Source organism: Streptococcus atopicus, assembly GCF_049166725.1.
Lineage (GTDB): Bacteria > Bacillota > Bacilli > Lactobacillales > Streptococcaceae > Streptococcus > Streptococcus hominis.
Window position 1 is genome coordinate 86,873 of the sequence record NZ_JBMHFC010000005.1, and the last position, 15,682, is coordinate 102,554.

The following is a 15,682-nucleotide window of genomic DNA, read 5'->3' on the forward strand; positions in this document are numbered from 1 at the left end:
GTTAACCAATTGTTTTAGGCTTGCTTTTGGCAAGTCTTTTGTTTTTTCTAAAAGGAGATTTTATGAAATTATTAGAAGAACGCATCCTAAAAGACGGAAATGTTTTAGGAGAAAATATTTTAAAAGTGGATTCATTTCTGACTCACCAAGTCGATTTCAACTTGATGAAAGAAATTGGTAAAGTGTTTGCAACCTATTTTCGCTCGGCTGGTATTACAAAAATTGTGACAATTGAAGCATCTGGCATCGCACCTGCTATTTATACAGCAGAAGCATTGGGCGTTCCGATGATTTTTGCGAAAAAATCAAAGAACATCACTATGACGGAAGGAATTTTAACGACTGAGGTCTATTCTTTTACCAAACAAGTGACAAGTACGGTTTCAATTGCAGGGAAATTTTTAAATCATCATGATAAAGTGCTTATTGTCGATGATTTTCTAGCAAATGGGCAAGCAGCTAAAGGGCTGGTTAATATCATTGAACAATCAGGTGCCCATGTGGAAGCGATTGGTATTGTGATTGAAAAATCATTTCAAGAAGGAAGAAAGTTACTAGAAGAAGATAGGCGAAAAGTCGTTTCTTTGGCTCGTATTCAAAAATTTGAAAATGGAAAAGTTGTATTTATGGAGGCTGATGCATAATGGAACTGAAAGAAGAAAAACACTCACAGGCGGCTGTCTTAGGTTTGCAGCACTTATTGGCAATGTACTCTGGGTCAATCCTTGTACCCATTATGATTGCTGGTGCGCTAGGTTATTCGAGCCAACAGCTGACCTATCTCATCTCCACAGATATTTTTATGTGTGGTGTGGCAACATTTTTGCAATTGCAACTCAATAAATATTTCGGAATTGGCCTGCCAGTCGTACTTGGCGTTGCTTTCCAATCGGTTGCACCTCTGATTATGATTGGTCAAAAACATGGAAGTGGAGCTATGTTTGGAGCGCTCATCGTTTCCGGTATCTACGTTCTTTTGATTGCAGGAATTTTTTCTAAAATTGCTAATTTCTTCCCACCGATTGTGACAGGCTCAGTCATTACAACCATTGGTTTGACACTTATTCCTGTTGCGATTGGCAATATGGGAAATAATAGTGAAAAGCCCACTGCACAAAGTTTGCTGTTAGCTGCTGTTACGATTTTAATTATACTGTTAGTAAATATCTTTGCGAAAGGCTTTCTTAAATCCATTTCCATTCTGATTGGCTTAATTATTGGAACGATTATTGCTAGCTTTATGGGCTTAGTAGATTTTGCGCCAGTAGCTCAAGCTCCTCTTGTGCATGTTCCGACACCGTTTTATTTTGGAATACCTAAGTTTGAACTTTCATCCATCATCATGATGTGTATTATTGCAACAGTTTCTTTGGTAGAGTCAACAGGTGTTTATTTTGCACTTTCAGATATTACAAACGAAAAGTTAGATAGCATTCGTCTGCGAAATGGTTATCGTGCAGAAGGACTTGCAGTACTTCTTGGCGGTATTTTTAACACTTTCCCTTATACAGGATTTTCACAAAATGTTGGTTTAGTCAAACTTTCTGGAATTAAAACACGTCTACCAATCTATTATGCAGCAGGATTCTTAGTCTTGTTAGGATTATTACCAAAATTCGGAGCTTTGGCACAAATTATTCCAAGTCCTGTACTCGGTGGTGCCATGCTTGTCATGTTTGGTTTTGTTTCTGTTCAGGGAATGCAAATGCTAGCACGAGTTGATTTTGAACACAATGAACATAATTTCTTGATTGCTGCTGTATCTATTTCCGCTGGAGTTGGCTTAAATGGAAGTAATCTTTTTAACAGTTTGCCAACTGGCTTGCAAATGTTTTTCTCAAACGGAATTGTCACGGCAAGTGTCATTGCAATTGCCTTAAACCTTATTTTAAATCATAAGAAGAAATAAAGTTTGACAAGAGGCTGGGAGGATTTCCTCCTAGCTTTTTTGACTATTCTGAGTGCTTATAGTATAGTTAAGAGAGAAGGAATAATTTGAGGAGATTTTATGTACCAAGCTCGCAATTTAAAAGAACGAATGACCTTATTTGTCTCGATTTTTTTGCCAATTTTGATTTATCAACTGGCTAATTTTTCGGCTTCTTTTGTGGATACAACTATGACGGGGCAATACCATACGTTGCATTTAGCGGGAGTGTCAATGGCAACTAGCTTATGGAGTCCGTTTTTTACTTTTTTGACTGGTATTGTCTCAGCCTTGGTTCCGATTATTGGACACCATCTGGGACGAAAACAAGAAGAAAAAATCGCTTCTGATTTTTATCAGTTTATTTATTTATCTCTCGGCTTGTCTCTTCTCTTGTTTGGACTCGTTTTTTTAGGTGCACCGCTTGTTTTGTCCAATATTGGCTTAGAACCACTAGTAGCAGAAGTCTCTATACATTATCTCTGGTATTTAGCACTTGGAATTATCCCCTTGCTTTTATTTAGTGTTGTACGCTCTTTATTAGACGCATTAGGATTGACAAGATTATCCATGTACCTTATGTTGCTCTTACTACCATTGAATGCCAGCTTTAATTACATTTTAATTTATGGGGCATTTGGTTTCCCAGAAATGGGCGGAGCAGGAGCGGGGCTGGGGACTTCGTTGGCTTACTGGGTGCTGTTAATCCTTTCGGTAGTAGTTGCCAAAAGACATCCTAGAATTAAAAAATATCAATTATGGAAAATTCGACCTTTGGACAAAGAAGGATTGCATGAAGGGATTCGTCTCGGTTTTCCTATTGGTGGGACTGTCTTTGCAGAAGTTGTGATATTTTCAGTCGTAGGTTTGCTCATGGCTAAGTTTTCTTCGTTAATCATTGCCAGTCACCAATCAGCTATCAGCTTTTCCAATCTTATGTATGCTTTCCCTATGAGCATTTCTAATGCTATGGCGATTATCGTTTCTTACGAAATCGGCGCAAAGCGTCTAGACTATGTCAGAAAATATTGTGTTTTGGGAAGATTGACTGCGCTTGGGTTCGCTGTTTTCACGCTGACATTTTTATATCTTTTCCGTTATCAAGTCGCTTCACTGTATGGAACCAACAAAGAATTTATACGTTTGACGTCTATTTTCTTAACTTACAGTTTATTTTTTCAATTAGCAGATACTTTTGCAGCACCACTTCAAGGGATTTTACGCGGATACAAGGATACAAAAGTTCCTTTTTATTTGGGCTTGATTGGCTATTGGGGTGTGTCGTTACCAGTTGGATTACTATTGGATTACATGACAAATTTAGGTCCCTTTGCTTATTGGATTGGTTTAATTTCTAGTCTGGTTGTTAGTGGCATTTTATACCAACTTCGTCTTAATCATATTCAAAAAAAGAAATTAGCTTAAATGTTGCATCTACATCATTTATCATTCTGAATTAAAAAAAGAATCTCAGATTTTTATCCAAGATTCTTTTTTGTTATTTTGTACGCATTTCACCTTGTGGGAAATAAGTCCCTTCTGGCATGTCGTTTATGATGACATGAACAGCAGATTGTGGCGCGCCAGTATTTTTTACGACAGCGGCAGTAACTTCTTTTGCAAGAGCTTTCTTTTGTTCTAACGTGCGTCCTTCAAATAAATCAATTCTGACAAATGGCATAGTATTTCTCCTTTTTATCTTTGATATTTTTATTTTATCATAAATTAGGTTTTAAAGCGTGTCAGAATATGGTAAAATAAGAAGTATTAAAAATTGGAGAATTTGAAACGAATTAAAGAAAATGGCTCAGTTGTATTATAAATATGGCACGATGAACTCGGGCAAAACAATCGAAATTTTAAAAGTAGCACACAACTATGAAGAACAGGGCAAAGGTGTTGTTATCATGACGAGCGCACTTGATACACGTGACGGTTTCGGCGTTGTTTCTAGTCGTATTGGCATGAAGCGAAAAGCAGTTGCAATAGCAGAAGATACTGATATTTTCCGCTTTATTCAAGAAATGCCTGAAAAGCCTTATTGCGTATTGATTGATGAAGCTCAGTTTCTTTCTCGTCATCATGTCTATGATTTGGCAAGAGTAGTTGATGAATTAAACGTACCAGTTATGGCTTTTGGTTTGAAAAATGATTTTCGCAATGAGTTATTTGAAGGCTCCAAATATCTTCTGCTTCTAGCAGATAAAATTGATGAGATTAAAACGATTTGTCAGTTTTGCTCCAAAAAAGCAACCATGGTATTAAGAACAACGAATGGTAAGCCGGTCTATGAAGGGGAGCAGATTCAAATCGGTGGGAATGAAACATATATTCCTGTCTGTCGGAAGCATTATTTTCAGCCAGAAATTGACGAAATGAAGAGTTAAGGAGAAGTGTAGCAAACGATGAATATTTATGAACAACTACAAGCCGTTGAAGATCGCTATGAAGAGTTGGGAGAACTTCTGAGTGACCCAGATGTTGTTAGTGACACCAAGCGTTTTATGGAATTGTCCAAAGAAGAAGCGAGTACACGCAATACGGTAGCAACTTATCGTGACTATAAAAGGGTGCTCCAAAACATCACAGATGCCGAAGAAATGATCAAAGACGCTTCTGGCGATGCTGATTTGGAAGAAATGGCAAAGCAAGAGCTCAAAGATGCAAAAGCTGAAAAAGAAGAATACGAGGAAAAATTGAAAATTCTTCTTTTACCAAAAGATCCAAACGATGATAAAAACATCATCTTAGAAATTCGTGGTGCAGCAGGAGGTGATGAAGCCTCGCTCTTTGCCGGTGATCTTCTGACAATGTATCAAAAATACGCCGAATCGCAAGGATGGAAATTCGAGGTTATGGAAGCTTCTATGAATGGAGTCGGTGGCTTCAAAGAAGTAGTAGCGATGGTTTCTGGTCAATCCGTGTATTCCAAATTAAAATACGAATCAGGTGCTCATCGCGTACAACGTGTCCCAGTAACAGAAAGTCAAGGACGAGTTCACACTTCGACAGCCACAGTCTTAGTCATGCCTGAAGTTGAAGAAGTGGAATACGATATTGATCCAAAAGATCTTCGGATTGACATTTATCACGCTTCTGGTGCTGGCGGTCAGAATGTCAACAAAGTTGCAACAGCCGTTCGGATTGTTCACTTGCCGACAAATATCAAGGTTGAAATGCAGGAAGAACGAACGCAGCAAAAGAATCGTGACAAAGCTATGAAGATCATCCGTGCGCGTGTAGCGGATCATTTTGCGCAAATTGCGCAAGACGAGCAAGATGCCGAGCGGAAATCAACTATTGGTACTGGAGACCGATCGGAGCGGATTCGTACCTATAATTTTCCACAAAATCGTGTGACAGATCACCGTATCGGTTTAACGCTGCAAAAGCTAGATACGATTTTAGCTGGGAAATTAGATGAAATCGTGGACGCCTTGGTATTGTATGACCAAACACAAAAACTAGAAGAATTGAATAAATAATGAAATTAGCTCAAATTCTTGCTGAAATGGAAAAACAGCTTGAAGCAATTGGCGAAGAAGCTGAAAGTCTCTCCTTTACTTTTCGAATTTCGAAAAACTTATCTTTTACCCAATTTGTGTTGAAAATGCAGGCAGAAGCAACAGCAGATGATATAGAATTACTGAAAAAGATTCAATCTCAATTATTAGTTCATAGACCTGCCCAATACATTATTGGGAACGCAGAATTTCATGGACATTCGTTCAAAGTAGATGAACGAGTGCTAATTCCCCGACCAGAAACCGAGGAATTGGTCAACCTTATCTTGTCTGAAAATCAAAATAGCAGTCTGAAAGTTTTAGATATTGGAACTGGAAGCGGAGTAATTGCTCTCTCTTTGGCTGCCGAGCGTGCGAATTGGCAGGTCACGGCTTCCGACATTTCCCAAGATGCTCTGGATTTGGCGCAAGAAAATGCAGAAGCAATTGATGTAGCGATTGATTTTGTTCAGTCTGATTGTTTTCAGGCAATTACAGGAAAGTATGATATTATTGTATCCAATCCGCCCTATATTTCAGAAACGGACAGAGAAGAAGTAGGACTAAATGTCCTTGCTTCAGAACCTCATCTTGCTCTTTTTGCTGAAGAAGACGGGTATGCTGTGTATCGAAAAATTGCTGAGAACGCCCAAAAACATTTGACAGAAAAAGGTAAAATCTATCTCGAAATTGGCTACAAACAAGGGGAACATGTAAAAGAACTATTTCAGTCTGCATTTCCAAAAATGAGAATTCGCGTCTTGCAAGATCAATTCGGAAAAGATAGAATGGTAGTGGTAGATAATGGATAAAATTGAAGAAATGCTGAGCAGCGGAGGAGCAGTCGTGCTGCCAACGGAGACTGTATATGGTTTATTTTGTAAGGCACTGGATGAACAGGCTGTCAGTCATGTCTATGACTTAAAAGGCAGACCTCGCGAAAAGGCTTTGAATTTAAATGTTTCAAGTTTAGAAGAGATTTATCAATTTTCCAAACATCAGCCTCAGTATTTAAAAAAACTTTATCAAGCCTTTCTACCAGGTCCTTTGACCATTATTTTACAAGCTAATGAACAAGTCCCAGTTTGGGTAAATTCAGGTATGAAAACAATTGGTTTTCGTGTCCCTAGTCATCCTAAAACATTAGACTTGATTAGAAAATTTGGACCTCTCATTGGTCCGTCCGCAAATTTATCTGGAAAGAGTAGCGGAGTAAACTTCCAGCAAATTATGACCGATTTCAATCACGAAGTTCTTGGTATAGAAGATGATGCTTTTCTAACAGGACAGGATTCAACTATTTTGGATTTATCTGGTGAAACAGCATATATTCTACGCCAAGGTGCTGTCACTTGCGAAGAAATTCTCGCTAAAATTCCAGAAATTCACTTCTAAACCTTGACTAAATAGGTTTTAGCCCCGCTTTAAGAGAAGGGAGACTCTTATGATTTTTGACCATAAAGACTATAAAGAATATGACGCTGAGCTTTGGGAAGCCATTGCTGCAGAAGAAAAACGTCAGCAAAACAATATTGAATTGATTGCTTCAGAAAATGTTGTTTCAAAAGCTGTTATGGCAGCACAAGGTTCTATTTTAACCAATAAATATGCCGAAGGTTATCCAGGCCGTCGCTATTATGGTGGTACGGACGTTGTGGATGTGATTGAAACTTTAGCGATTGAACGTGCTAAAGAAATCTTTGGAGCAAAATTTGCTAATGTTCAACCCCACTCAGGCAGTCAGGCGAATTGTGCGGCTTATATGGCCTTAATTGAGCCAGGCGACACAGTAATGGGAATGGATCTTGCAGCAGGCGGACATTTGACACATGGCGCAGCTGTTAGCTTCTCTGGAAAAACCTATAACTTTGTGCCTTATAATGTCGATCCTGAAACGGAACTTTTAGATTTTGATGCTATTTTGGCGCAGGCTAAAGAAGTCAAACCTAAATTGATTGTTGCAGGTGCTTCTGCCTATTCACATATTATTGATTTTGCTAAATTCCGTGAAATTGCAGATACTGTCGGAGCCAAACTCATGGTAGACATGGCTCATATTGCCGGTTTAGTTGCCGCTGGTTTGCATCCAAGTCCAGTACCGTATGCACATATTACGACAACTACTACTCATAAAACCCTTCGAGGACCTCGTGGTGGCTTAATTTTGACCAATGATGAAGAGTTGGCGAAAAAGATCAATTCCGCAATCTTCCCAGGAATTCAAGGAGGACCGCTAGAGCATGTCGTGGCGGCTAAAGCAGCTGCTTTTAAAGAAGTGTTGGATCCAGATTTCAAAGTTTATGCTCAGCAGATTTTGGATAACGCTAAGGCAATGGTTCAAGTATTCCAACAACATGGTAATTTCCGTGTTATTTCAGGTGGTACGGAGAATCATCTTTTCCTTGTGGATGTGACCAAAGTCGTTGAAAATGGGAAAGTCGCTCAAAACCTTTTGGATGATGTTCATATCACTCTTAATAAAAACTCTATCCCTTATGAAACCTTATCTCCATTTAAAACAAGTGGCATTCGTATTGGAACTGCAGCTATTGCAGCTCGTGGCTTTGGGGTAGCTGAAAGTACTAAAGTAGCAGAATTGATCATCAAAACTTTAGAGAATGCAAACAACGAAGCTGTTTTAGAGCAAGTCCGTGCAGAAGTTAAAGAATTGACCGATGCCTTTCCACTATATGAGGACTGAAATGGACATTTACGTAAAAAAAGCTATTATTCATCAATTTAGTCCATCAGACACCGACCTTCTTTTAGCAGATAAATATCTCAATATTACTCCTAAGATCGAAGAATATCTTCGCAAGAAGATTGAACGTGTCTATTCAGATGAGGCCAAAACAGGTATTTTTACCGAAGATAATGTCTTTTTATCACATATGACAAAAGACCTTTTAGAAACTTCTATAACGATTGCCAATCTCTGGAAAGAGGAGTTTTCGGTGAGCGAAAATCAGAAAACCAATGATTTGATTTTTGTTCAATTTGATAAGGAAGGCGTGGAGCATTTTGCTTTTTTGCGGATTGCTCTGCGAGAAACACTCACTCACTTGGGTGGAGAAGTAGACAATCCTATCAAGATTACCCAGAACAATTTGCCGGGATTTGGTACAGGTGCCGATGAAGCCTTGGTTATCAATCTTCAATCACGTAAATACCATTTGATTGAAAAACGGATTAAATACAATGGTGCTTTTCTCAATTATTTTTCTGATAATCTGTTACAAGTCAATCCTAAAATTTCTCCTAAAAAATCTATCAAAGCCTTAGAAAAAACGGCTCAAAAAGTTGCAGAAAGTTTTAATCAGGATGATTTTCAATTTCAATCCAAGGTTAAATCGTCTATTTTCAAAAATTTAGAAGAAAATGATGAATTATCACCGGAAAAATTAGCAGATGACTTGTTTGATAACAATCTGACAGCTCGTTTGACTTTTATTGATCAGGTTAAGGAAACAATTCCGGAAACTGTTAAATTTGATGAAATTGATAGTAGTCGTCAGAAGAAAAAATTTGAAAACCAAAAGCTCTCTCTTTCAAATGGAATTGAGCTTATTGTCCCCAATAACATCTATCAAGATGCGGAATCCGTAGAATTCATACAAAATGAGAATGGAACCTATTCCATTCTCATCAAAAACATAGAAGATATCCAAAGTAAATAATGTTTAAAATTCTTAGAAAATTGATCCTTCTCATTCTTTTAATTCTTGTTGCTTACAAGTTGGTTCAAGTTTATCATGATGTCAAACAGGTGATGACCTACCGTAGCTTAGTGAGAGAAGTGCTAGGCGAGCGAGATACTGCAGCCAATGAGGAACTAGTCCTTGCTATGATTTATACTGAAACAAAGGGAAAAGTTTCTGATGTCATGCAATCTAGTGAAAGTGCAACGGGTCAGAAAAACTCTATTTTAGATAATAAAGAAAGTATTCGACAAGGAGTTCAGACTTTATCCACCAATTTAAATCTAGCGCAAAAAAAGAAAGTAGATGTTTGGACCGCTGTACAAGCCTATAACTTTGGTCGCTCCTATATTGACTACATTGCAAAACACGGTGGCGAAAATACCCTTGATTTGGCAAAAAAATACTCCAAAAATGTTGTCGCACCAAGTTTAGGAAATGTGACCGGCAAAACCTATTCTTATTACCACCCCATCGCCCTCCTACATGGCTCTAAACTCTATATCAATGGTGGAAATTATTATTACTCCCGACAAGTCCAGATGAATATGCACATCATGAAAGTGATGAATTGGTTTTAATAACATCACACCCCTAGTAGCTTATTCCTACTAGGGATTTTCAAACAAATCAATTGTCATTTATATCGTTACATGTTATACTTAAAAGTATATCTCACAGACAGAAGCGATAAAAATGACGAAAAAAGCGGTCCTAACTACAGGAGTTTTAACAGTTCTGATTGCTATTTCTGCTTTTTTCTTTTATAACGTTAGAGCGGACGGTAAATTAGACAAAAAGAATTATGTGCAATCCACTACGCCAACCCTTTTCTTTCATGGTTACGGAAGTAGTGCCAATGCGGAGCAGCATATGACGAATGCGGCAAAAAAAGCAGGAGTAACAAAAACAGTTATTCGAGCAAATGTTGATAGAAATGGTGCAGTTACGTTAAGGGGAGACATTCCAAAAGGTGCTATCAATCCAATTGTAGAAGTGAATTATGAAGATAATCGCAATCCCATTGACGTTGGAAATTATGCAAAGGCTATAGTTAGTAAGTTACAAGAAAAGTATGGCTTTACAAAAATGAATATGGTAGGTCATTCTTTAGGGAATATGTCGATTTTGTATTATCTTTTAGAACATGCTCAAGATGAGAAATTACCACAGCTGCAAAAACAAGTGAATATCGCAAATTTTGCTGCCGGTTTAGAAGCTATGGGCTTACCAGCTGATGTAAAAGTAGATAAAACGACAGGGAAACCAAATCAAGTCACACAAACTTTCCAAAGATTATTGCCATTACGTGAAGTTTTTCCACAAAATCAAATTGACGTTTTGAATATCTACGGTGATTACAAAAATGGCTCAGATGGTTCCGTTTTAAATGCTTCATCTCGCAGCTTGAAATACTTGGTTGCCGATAATGCAAAATCTTATCAAGAAAAGAAAATCATAGGTAAATTAGCACAACATAGCCAATTACATGAAAATCCAGAAGTAGATAAAATACTAATTCAATTTTTGTGGGGAAAATAAGCTGATAAATTTAAAAGCCAAACTTCTTATTTCTTGAGGTTTGGCTTTTTTGTTTTTACTCCCACTCAACGGTTGCAGACTCCTTGGAAATCTCTATCTAATAGGCTTTTTAAGGAGTTAGTAATTCTTTGGTGGGGTTTTTGGTGGGAATGTTATTTTGAAATTGATTGGTTCCCGTTGAAATGTACTAAGCTAGAAGATGGGAAAGAAACATTAATAATTCCTACCATTTCATTAGTGATAACTTCATCAGCGCCATCCCATAGATGTGAGTAGTGTTTCAAGGTGATTTCTGGAGAAGAGTGTCCTAAACGTTTTGATAGAATAAGTATAGAAACATTTAATTCATTAATTAACAGTGATGCATGGCTATGTCGGAGCCCCTTTGCTTGGATAGGTTTTACGTGAGCAATCTTGGCGTACCTTTTAATAATCCTTGAGATTGTAGATTTTAGCATAGGTAAGCCAAGCCGTCGTATGAAAAGATAAAATCGTTCTCGTGTCCTAGTCCAATCTTTTTTTGAGCTTCACGCCATTTTTTTAACACATCAATAGTATCTTTATCTAAACTAATCATCCTTTTTCCATCATTGATTTTTGTGTAGGAATTTCGAGTCCATTCTTTTTTGTTTTTAACAATAAGCATATGATGAACTCGAAGGCGTTGCTTATCAAAGTCAACATCATTCCATTGAAGGGCACATCCTTCATTTACACGTACGCCAGTCATGAAATATACCCAAATCATCACGAAGTTTAAATGTTCATATACATCTTCAATGTAAATTTGTGAAATAACAGCTTCAAATTCGCTTTTAGTCCAATATGGGATATTACTTTTCCCTTTAGGAATTGCATTAGATTGCTTAGAAATATTTTTTTCTACATATCCCATTTGCAAAGCATAGTCCAATGATTTCCTAAACATGCCAAAGATGAGGCTAGCATATCCTTGTGAATATCCGGCACCACCCTCATCTTGACTAGTCAGTAACCATGTTCGAAACATCTGGACTTGTTCGAGTGTAATCGAACGAAGTGTAGTGTCACCAAAACGATCACAAAGCTGTAAAAGATTTTTCTCTCGAACTGAAAATGTGCTGTGCTCAACTGTTGTTCTATAATATGGAATATAATGTTCTTCCATAAATTGTCGATATTTCATCCGGTAGTTAGAATAACCTTGAGATTGCTGATATTCATATTTCAGCCGAGTTAATTCCTTATTTGCTTCTGCAGCTGAATTAAATGGATTTCCGTGTTGATCTACCCTTGATTTCTTTCGTACACGTTTTCCGGTAACTCTATCTTTACCAAATTCGGTTTGAATAAAAAATTTTCCGTCTTTGTCAGTATAGACTCCTGGAAATTTAGTTTTCTGTTGATGTTGTGGCATTATTCCTCCATATGAAGTGAAACACCCAGAATTTCTTCAACAGCAACGATAGGGACATGCCCTAAACGTCGATTATTATAAAAGGCATACCCCTTTTGTACCATAATTTGCTTAGCTTGTCTAATAATTGAAATGGCAGTATAGGGATTGTAACCCATTTTAATTAAATCTTCTTTGTTCATTGTTTGTTTCATAATTAATAATCCTCTTGAAATTTCTAAATTTTATTGCGATAATAGAAGTAGGTAATAGATATTATTACTAGTATATTTTGAGTTTGTTTCTGACACCGACCAAAGTTTGGAAGCAAGCTCTTTTTTTGTTCTAAAAAATTCACACATATCTATTTCCTTTCTCAAATATTAAACTCAAACCGTTTACATATAAATATATGTTTGTTGTTATATCAAGGTTTACAACCATAAATATAAAAAAGTTATTATTAAATTTGCGTTATTTTTTATTGATATCTAATAGTGATTTTCCCAAAAAATTCTGATTTAATATCTAAACTAAGTAACTCCCCATCTATAGAGGTTTTTAGATTACATGACCTATCCTGCTTTAAATTCTTAATTTCTACACGCTCTACAGAAAAATCCTGTAAGGATAATTTACATTTATCTATTCCAGCAAAACAAGGCATTGATGAGAAAACCTCTAATATACTATTTTCATTATTGATTTTTTCTTCTAAACTCCTTTGTTTTTCTTCCGGTGTTAATTTTCTTCTAGCCATTCTATTAAGTTCCTTTCACATAGTATTTTGATAAAGTATGTTGTTTGGGCTAAGATCAACATCTTTTTCTAAAGGTTAGTTAATTTTTTAAGCTTCTATTTATTTAACTCACCTCCTATTATTTAGTATGTCACAAATGTTGTCGAAAACGCCCATTTTTTAAAAAACAAATGAAAAAAATTTTTAAAAATAAAAAAACACTCAATTTTGAGTGCTTTAAAAACGCGTCGTAATAAGGTTTTGAAGAAAAAAAGTAGGTACTTACCTATTTAATAAAAAAAATTTTTTTATTTCAACGAGAGCTATACCATTATTTTTTAGAAGTGCTGATTAGTTTGCTTGTGCGATTAACTTATATGCATAGGATTTTTGAAACTCTTCTGGTCGATTGTGTCCGAGAGCACGTGATACAATTAAACAAGCCTTTCGATCAAGGACAACACCTTTTAATTCGCCTCGTAGATAAATTTTTTCTTTTTTATCTTTGATATCTTTGGGATCTCGCGCGACAAGAAGATAAAGACGTTTTGCGTATTCTGCACGATATTTATGAGGTTTTAAAGCAGTTGGAACTTGAAACACACGCTTTTTACCAGCTAGTTTAAATTCTTCAACAAGACTCTCTAATTCTTCTTTGTCTCGCGTAATAATCGGAACCCAACGATCTCGTGCTCCTTTTGATTTATGCTTTTTACCAATGATTTTAAGATAGTATCGACCATCTTCACGTTGGTAGAGGGAGTCTCCAGTAATTGCTTTTAATTCATTTTTACGTAACCCAGTGGCAGATACGATTGAGAACCAGCGATTATTTGTTTCTGCAGACATCCTGTCGTCATTAGACTTCAAACGATTATTCTTTTTGTCGGCTCGATATCGAATATCTGTTGCAACAAAAGCAGTAGAAGATACACCTAAGACTTTAGCTAATGCTGCTTTATAGGTTGACTGGGTTGGAGCAGAAAGTCCTAATTTCTTACAATGTTCTAAGTATTGATTTACTAAGTCGATCCATCCCTCAATATCGTTAGATTTTTCAAGAGCTTCTAAATCTTCGGCAGTAGTTATTGAGGCAACAAAGGAAGCGAATCTGCTCCAGGAACCAGCGTAGTTATGAAGAGTTCGGTCTGTGTGGATTAAATGAATGTCCTCTCCCGTTTTTTTGGATTCATTTCGCTTGATACCTTTCCCTTTTTTAAAGCGCGTGACTAGATTAGTTGGTCCTTTTGATTGGACGAATTGTTTACGGCCTTCGAAAGTAGTTAGAGAATCCATCTGTTGTTTCTTAGCTTTCTCTTTAGCTTTTCGTCGATCAGCACGACTACGTCTCTTCTTTGCCATAGTTCTTTCCTTTCTATAGTAGATAATGTGCTTTTAAAGAAGATTTTAAGAAAATTCTTAAGGTCTTTTTAATTCAAGTTGAAGTAGTGCAGTGACTTAAGCTTATATTCACTGGTGTAGTATCTTCCCTTTGCTTAGGGCGCTTCTTAATTGATGGCTAAGAAGATAACCAAGTCATTTTACAACATGACAAGTTGACTCAATTCAAATAAGATGTAGAGTTCCATCTTGCAGATGAAAATCTGTTGTTTTTTCTTGTTAGTCTTTTTCAGGTTTAAATGCTCTGAATTTAGCGACTGAGTTAAGCTATTATATGAACTTGGCCCCCCACACATTGTCATCTTTCATTATATTTTTAAACTTAATAAACAATAAAAGGAGAAAAAACATGAACGTTTATAAAGAGTATTTATGTAAAAAAATTTTAGAGACTGTAAATATCGAAATTGAAACAGGTGCGGATTTTGATGTTACTGTTAATTTTTGCCGTGATGAATATAATTTTTATCTAACTTTATTTCGCGAGGGAGAGGAGCTAGAATTTGATTTCATTGATGATAGGTTGAATTTGATTATTGATCATTGTTGCCATGATAAACTGTATTATAGTATTACAGAAATGGATGAGATTTTAAATTTTAAATATGCAATTGATATGTTAGTGGAGTTATTCGTGGCTAATAAATGGTATACGTTTGTACAAGATTTAACTACTCATAATCTATGGGAATTGGTTGAACAGTATAAAAAAGGTGAATTAAGAGATTATTATTAAAATTGAAACATCTAGTTATTGAAAAAAAGATAACTGGACGTTACAATAAAACATGTGAATTAGTTTTTTTAAATATCTGATAGTAAGAGATAGTTCGAAAGGGATTATGAAATGAAAACTCCAAAGCTATATAATGAATTGGTCAATGAGAAAAAAATGACAAATGAAATTATTGCAGAATGTATATATTCTGTGAATAAACGAGCTAAAAATTATCGTGATAAAATTAAAGAATACAAAAATGGAAGGTTCCATCAGCATTTGGAGAGTAATATTGAAAAAGCGGAGGAGGAAATGGGGAAATGCTATCAACTAAAAGAAGAATTTTTGAAAGTATTTACCCCGACTCTGATTCACAAACAATTCATTGGCGAAGAGAAAAAAAGAGTGTATAGTTATGAAAAAAACTATGAGGAATTGTTGAAAGAAAAAACTAATGATATTTTTTGGAAAAATAGTTACTACGATTACGATAAAGATATGGAGGTCGAGTTTTTTGATTATCATCTAGGAACAAAAAAATATCTATATTTCTTATATTACGAAATTGGAGAATATAGTTTTCATTTCCCCATTTCTGAGAAAATTGCAGAAAGTAATACAGAATTAAAAATTCAAGAAATCGACGAAAATTTTAAAACTCATGGATCTAAGATTGAGGGATTGCTGTCAATGCAATTTGTAAAAAAAGTCTTGGAATTACTGCAAAGCGAAGATTATACAATTGTGAATCTAGTGTAAACAAAAACGCACCATTTTTG

At 36.1% G+C, this 15,682-nt stretch carries 17 protein-coding genes and 1 pseudogene; 13 read left to right on the forward strand and 5 right to left on the reverse strand.

Annotated features, from left to right (window positions below):
* Positions 1-62: 62 nt before the first annotated feature.
* The 3 genes from ACOMA9_RS05060 to ACOMA9_RS05070 all read left to right on the forward strand — a co-directional run bounded on the left by ACOMA9_RS05060 (position 63) and on the right by ACOMA9_RS05070 (position 3,352).
* Positions 63-644 carry a xanthine phosphoribosyltransferase gene (locus ACOMA9_RS05060; protein WP_330945103.1) on the forward strand — a complete coding sequence of 194 codons (582 nt, stop codon included), beginning with the start codon at positions 63-65 and terminating at the stop codon, positions 642-644.
* Complete coding sequence (locus tag ACOMA9_RS05065; protein ID WP_330945102.1) at positions 644-1,909, forward strand: nucleobase:cation symporter-2 family protein; 1,266 nt, start codon at positions 644-646, stop codon at positions 1,907-1,909. The genes ACOMA9_RS05060 and ACOMA9_RS05065 overlap by 1 nt, the downstream gene beginning before the upstream one ends.
* A gap of 99 nt (positions 1,910-2,008) precedes the next feature.
* Entirely contained in the window at positions 2,009-3,352 is a 1,344-nt protein-coding gene (locus ACOMA9_RS05070) for an MATE family efflux transporter (protein WP_330945101.1), read from the forward strand.
* A 73-nt stretch (positions 3,353-3,425) separates the two neighbouring features.
* On the opposite strand, the gene ACOMA9_RS05075 is transcribed toward ACOMA9_RS05070, so the two are convergent.
* Positions 3,426-3,626, reverse strand: coding sequence for a 4-oxalocrotonate tautomerase (locus ACOMA9_RS05075; RefSeq protein WP_224785091.1), 201 nt, complete (start codon positions 3,624-3,626; stop codon positions 3,426-3,428).
* 103 nt (positions 3,627-3,729) lie between these two features.
* Here ACOMA9_RS05075 and ACOMA9_RS05080 point away from each other — a divergent pair, with 103 nt between their 5' ends.
* The 8 genes from ACOMA9_RS05080 (at position 3,730) to ACOMA9_RS05115 (ending at position 10,670) form a co-directional block, all read left to right on the forward strand.
* Entirely contained in the window at positions 3,730-4,314 is a 585-nt protein-coding gene (locus ACOMA9_RS05080) for a thymidine kinase (RefSeq protein WP_003029730.1), read from the forward strand.
* 18 nt (positions 4,315-4,332) lie between these two features.
* On the forward strand, positions 4,333-5,412 hold the full coding sequence (gene prfA / locus ACOMA9_RS05085; RefSeq protein ID WP_106082816.1) for a peptide chain release factor 1: 1,080 nt from the start codon (positions 4,333-4,335) through the stop codon (positions 5,410-5,412).
* Entirely contained in the window at positions 5,412-6,242 is an 831-nt protein-coding gene (gene prmC / locus ACOMA9_RS05090) for a peptide chain release factor N(5)-glutamine methyltransferase (protein ID WP_059220738.1), read from the forward strand. The genes prfA and prmC overlap by 1 nt, the downstream gene beginning before the upstream one ends.
* Complete coding sequence (locus ACOMA9_RS05095; protein ID WP_049513293.1) at positions 6,235-6,825, forward strand: L-threonylcarbamoyladenylate synthase; 591 nt, start codon at positions 6,235-6,237, stop codon at positions 6,823-6,825. Before prmC ends, ACOMA9_RS05095 begins: the two co-directional genes overlap by 8 nt.
* 49 nt (positions 6,826-6,874) lie before the next feature.
* Positions 6,875-8,131: a serine hydroxymethyltransferase gene (gene glyA / locus ACOMA9_RS05100; RefSeq protein ID WP_151380270.1), complete on the forward strand. Its 1,257-nt coding sequence runs from the start codon at positions 6,875-6,877 to the stop codon at positions 8,129-8,131.
* A gap of 1 nt (position 8,132) precedes the next feature.
* Entirely contained in the window at positions 8,133-9,107 is a 975-nt protein-coding gene (locus ACOMA9_RS05105) for a nucleoid-associated protein (protein WP_247906627.1), read from the forward strand.
* Positions 9,107-9,709, forward strand: coding sequence for a lysozyme family protein (locus ACOMA9_RS05110; RefSeq protein WP_247906626.1), 603 nt, complete (start codon positions 9,107-9,109; stop codon positions 9,707-9,709). Before ACOMA9_RS05105 ends, ACOMA9_RS05110 begins: the two co-directional genes overlap by 1 nt.
* 115 nt (positions 9,710-9,824) lie before the next feature.
* Positions 9,825-10,670: an alpha/beta hydrolase gene (locus tag ACOMA9_RS05115; RefSeq protein ID WP_247905568.1), complete on the forward strand. Its 846-nt coding sequence runs from the start codon at positions 9,825-9,827 to the stop codon at positions 10,668-10,670.
* A 152-nt stretch (positions 10,671-10,822) separates the two neighbouring features.
* Here ACOMA9_RS05115 and ACOMA9_RS05120 read toward each other — a convergent pair.
* From ACOMA9_RS05120 to ACOMA9_RS05135, 4 genes and pseudogenes are all read right to left on the reverse strand, one after another.
* Positions 10,823-12,066: pseudogene (locus ACOMA9_RS05120) on the reverse strand (tyrosine-type recombinase/integrase).
* Positions 12,066-12,260 (reverse strand): DUF3173 domain-containing protein, encoded by a 195-nt coding sequence (locus ACOMA9_RS05125; protein ID WP_025168515.1) that lies wholly within the window; start codon positions 12,258-12,260, stop codon positions 12,066-12,068. The pseudogene ACOMA9_RS05120 and the gene ACOMA9_RS05125 overlap by 1 nt, the downstream one beginning before the upstream one ends.
* Before the next feature lie 266 nt (positions 12,261-12,526).
* Entirely contained in the window at positions 12,527-12,805 is a 279-nt protein-coding gene (locus tag ACOMA9_RS05130; protein ID WP_421424804.1) for a hypothetical protein, read from the reverse strand.
* Between the two features lie 330 nt (positions 12,806-13,135).
* Positions 13,136-14,146, reverse strand: a complete 1,011-nt coding sequence (locus ACOMA9_RS05135; RefSeq protein WP_151380594.1) for a site-specific integrase — start codon at positions 14,144-14,146, stop codon at positions 13,136-13,138.
* 388 nt (positions 14,147-14,534) lie between these two features.
* Here ACOMA9_RS05135 and ACOMA9_RS05140 point away from each other — a divergent pair, with 388 nt between their 5' ends.
* Both ACOMA9_RS05140 and ACOMA9_RS05145 read left to right on the forward strand, forming a co-directional pair.
* Positions 14,535-14,921, forward strand: a complete 387-nt coding sequence (locus ACOMA9_RS05140; protein WP_247906624.1) for a hypothetical protein — start codon at positions 14,535-14,537, stop codon at positions 14,919-14,921.
* A gap of 156 nt (positions 14,922-15,077) precedes the next feature.
* On the forward strand, positions 15,078-15,662 hold the full coding sequence (locus ACOMA9_RS05145) for a hypothetical protein (RefSeq protein WP_330945099.1): 585 nt from the start codon (positions 15,078-15,080) through the stop codon (positions 15,660-15,662).
* Positions 15,663-15,682: the final 20 nt, after the last annotated feature.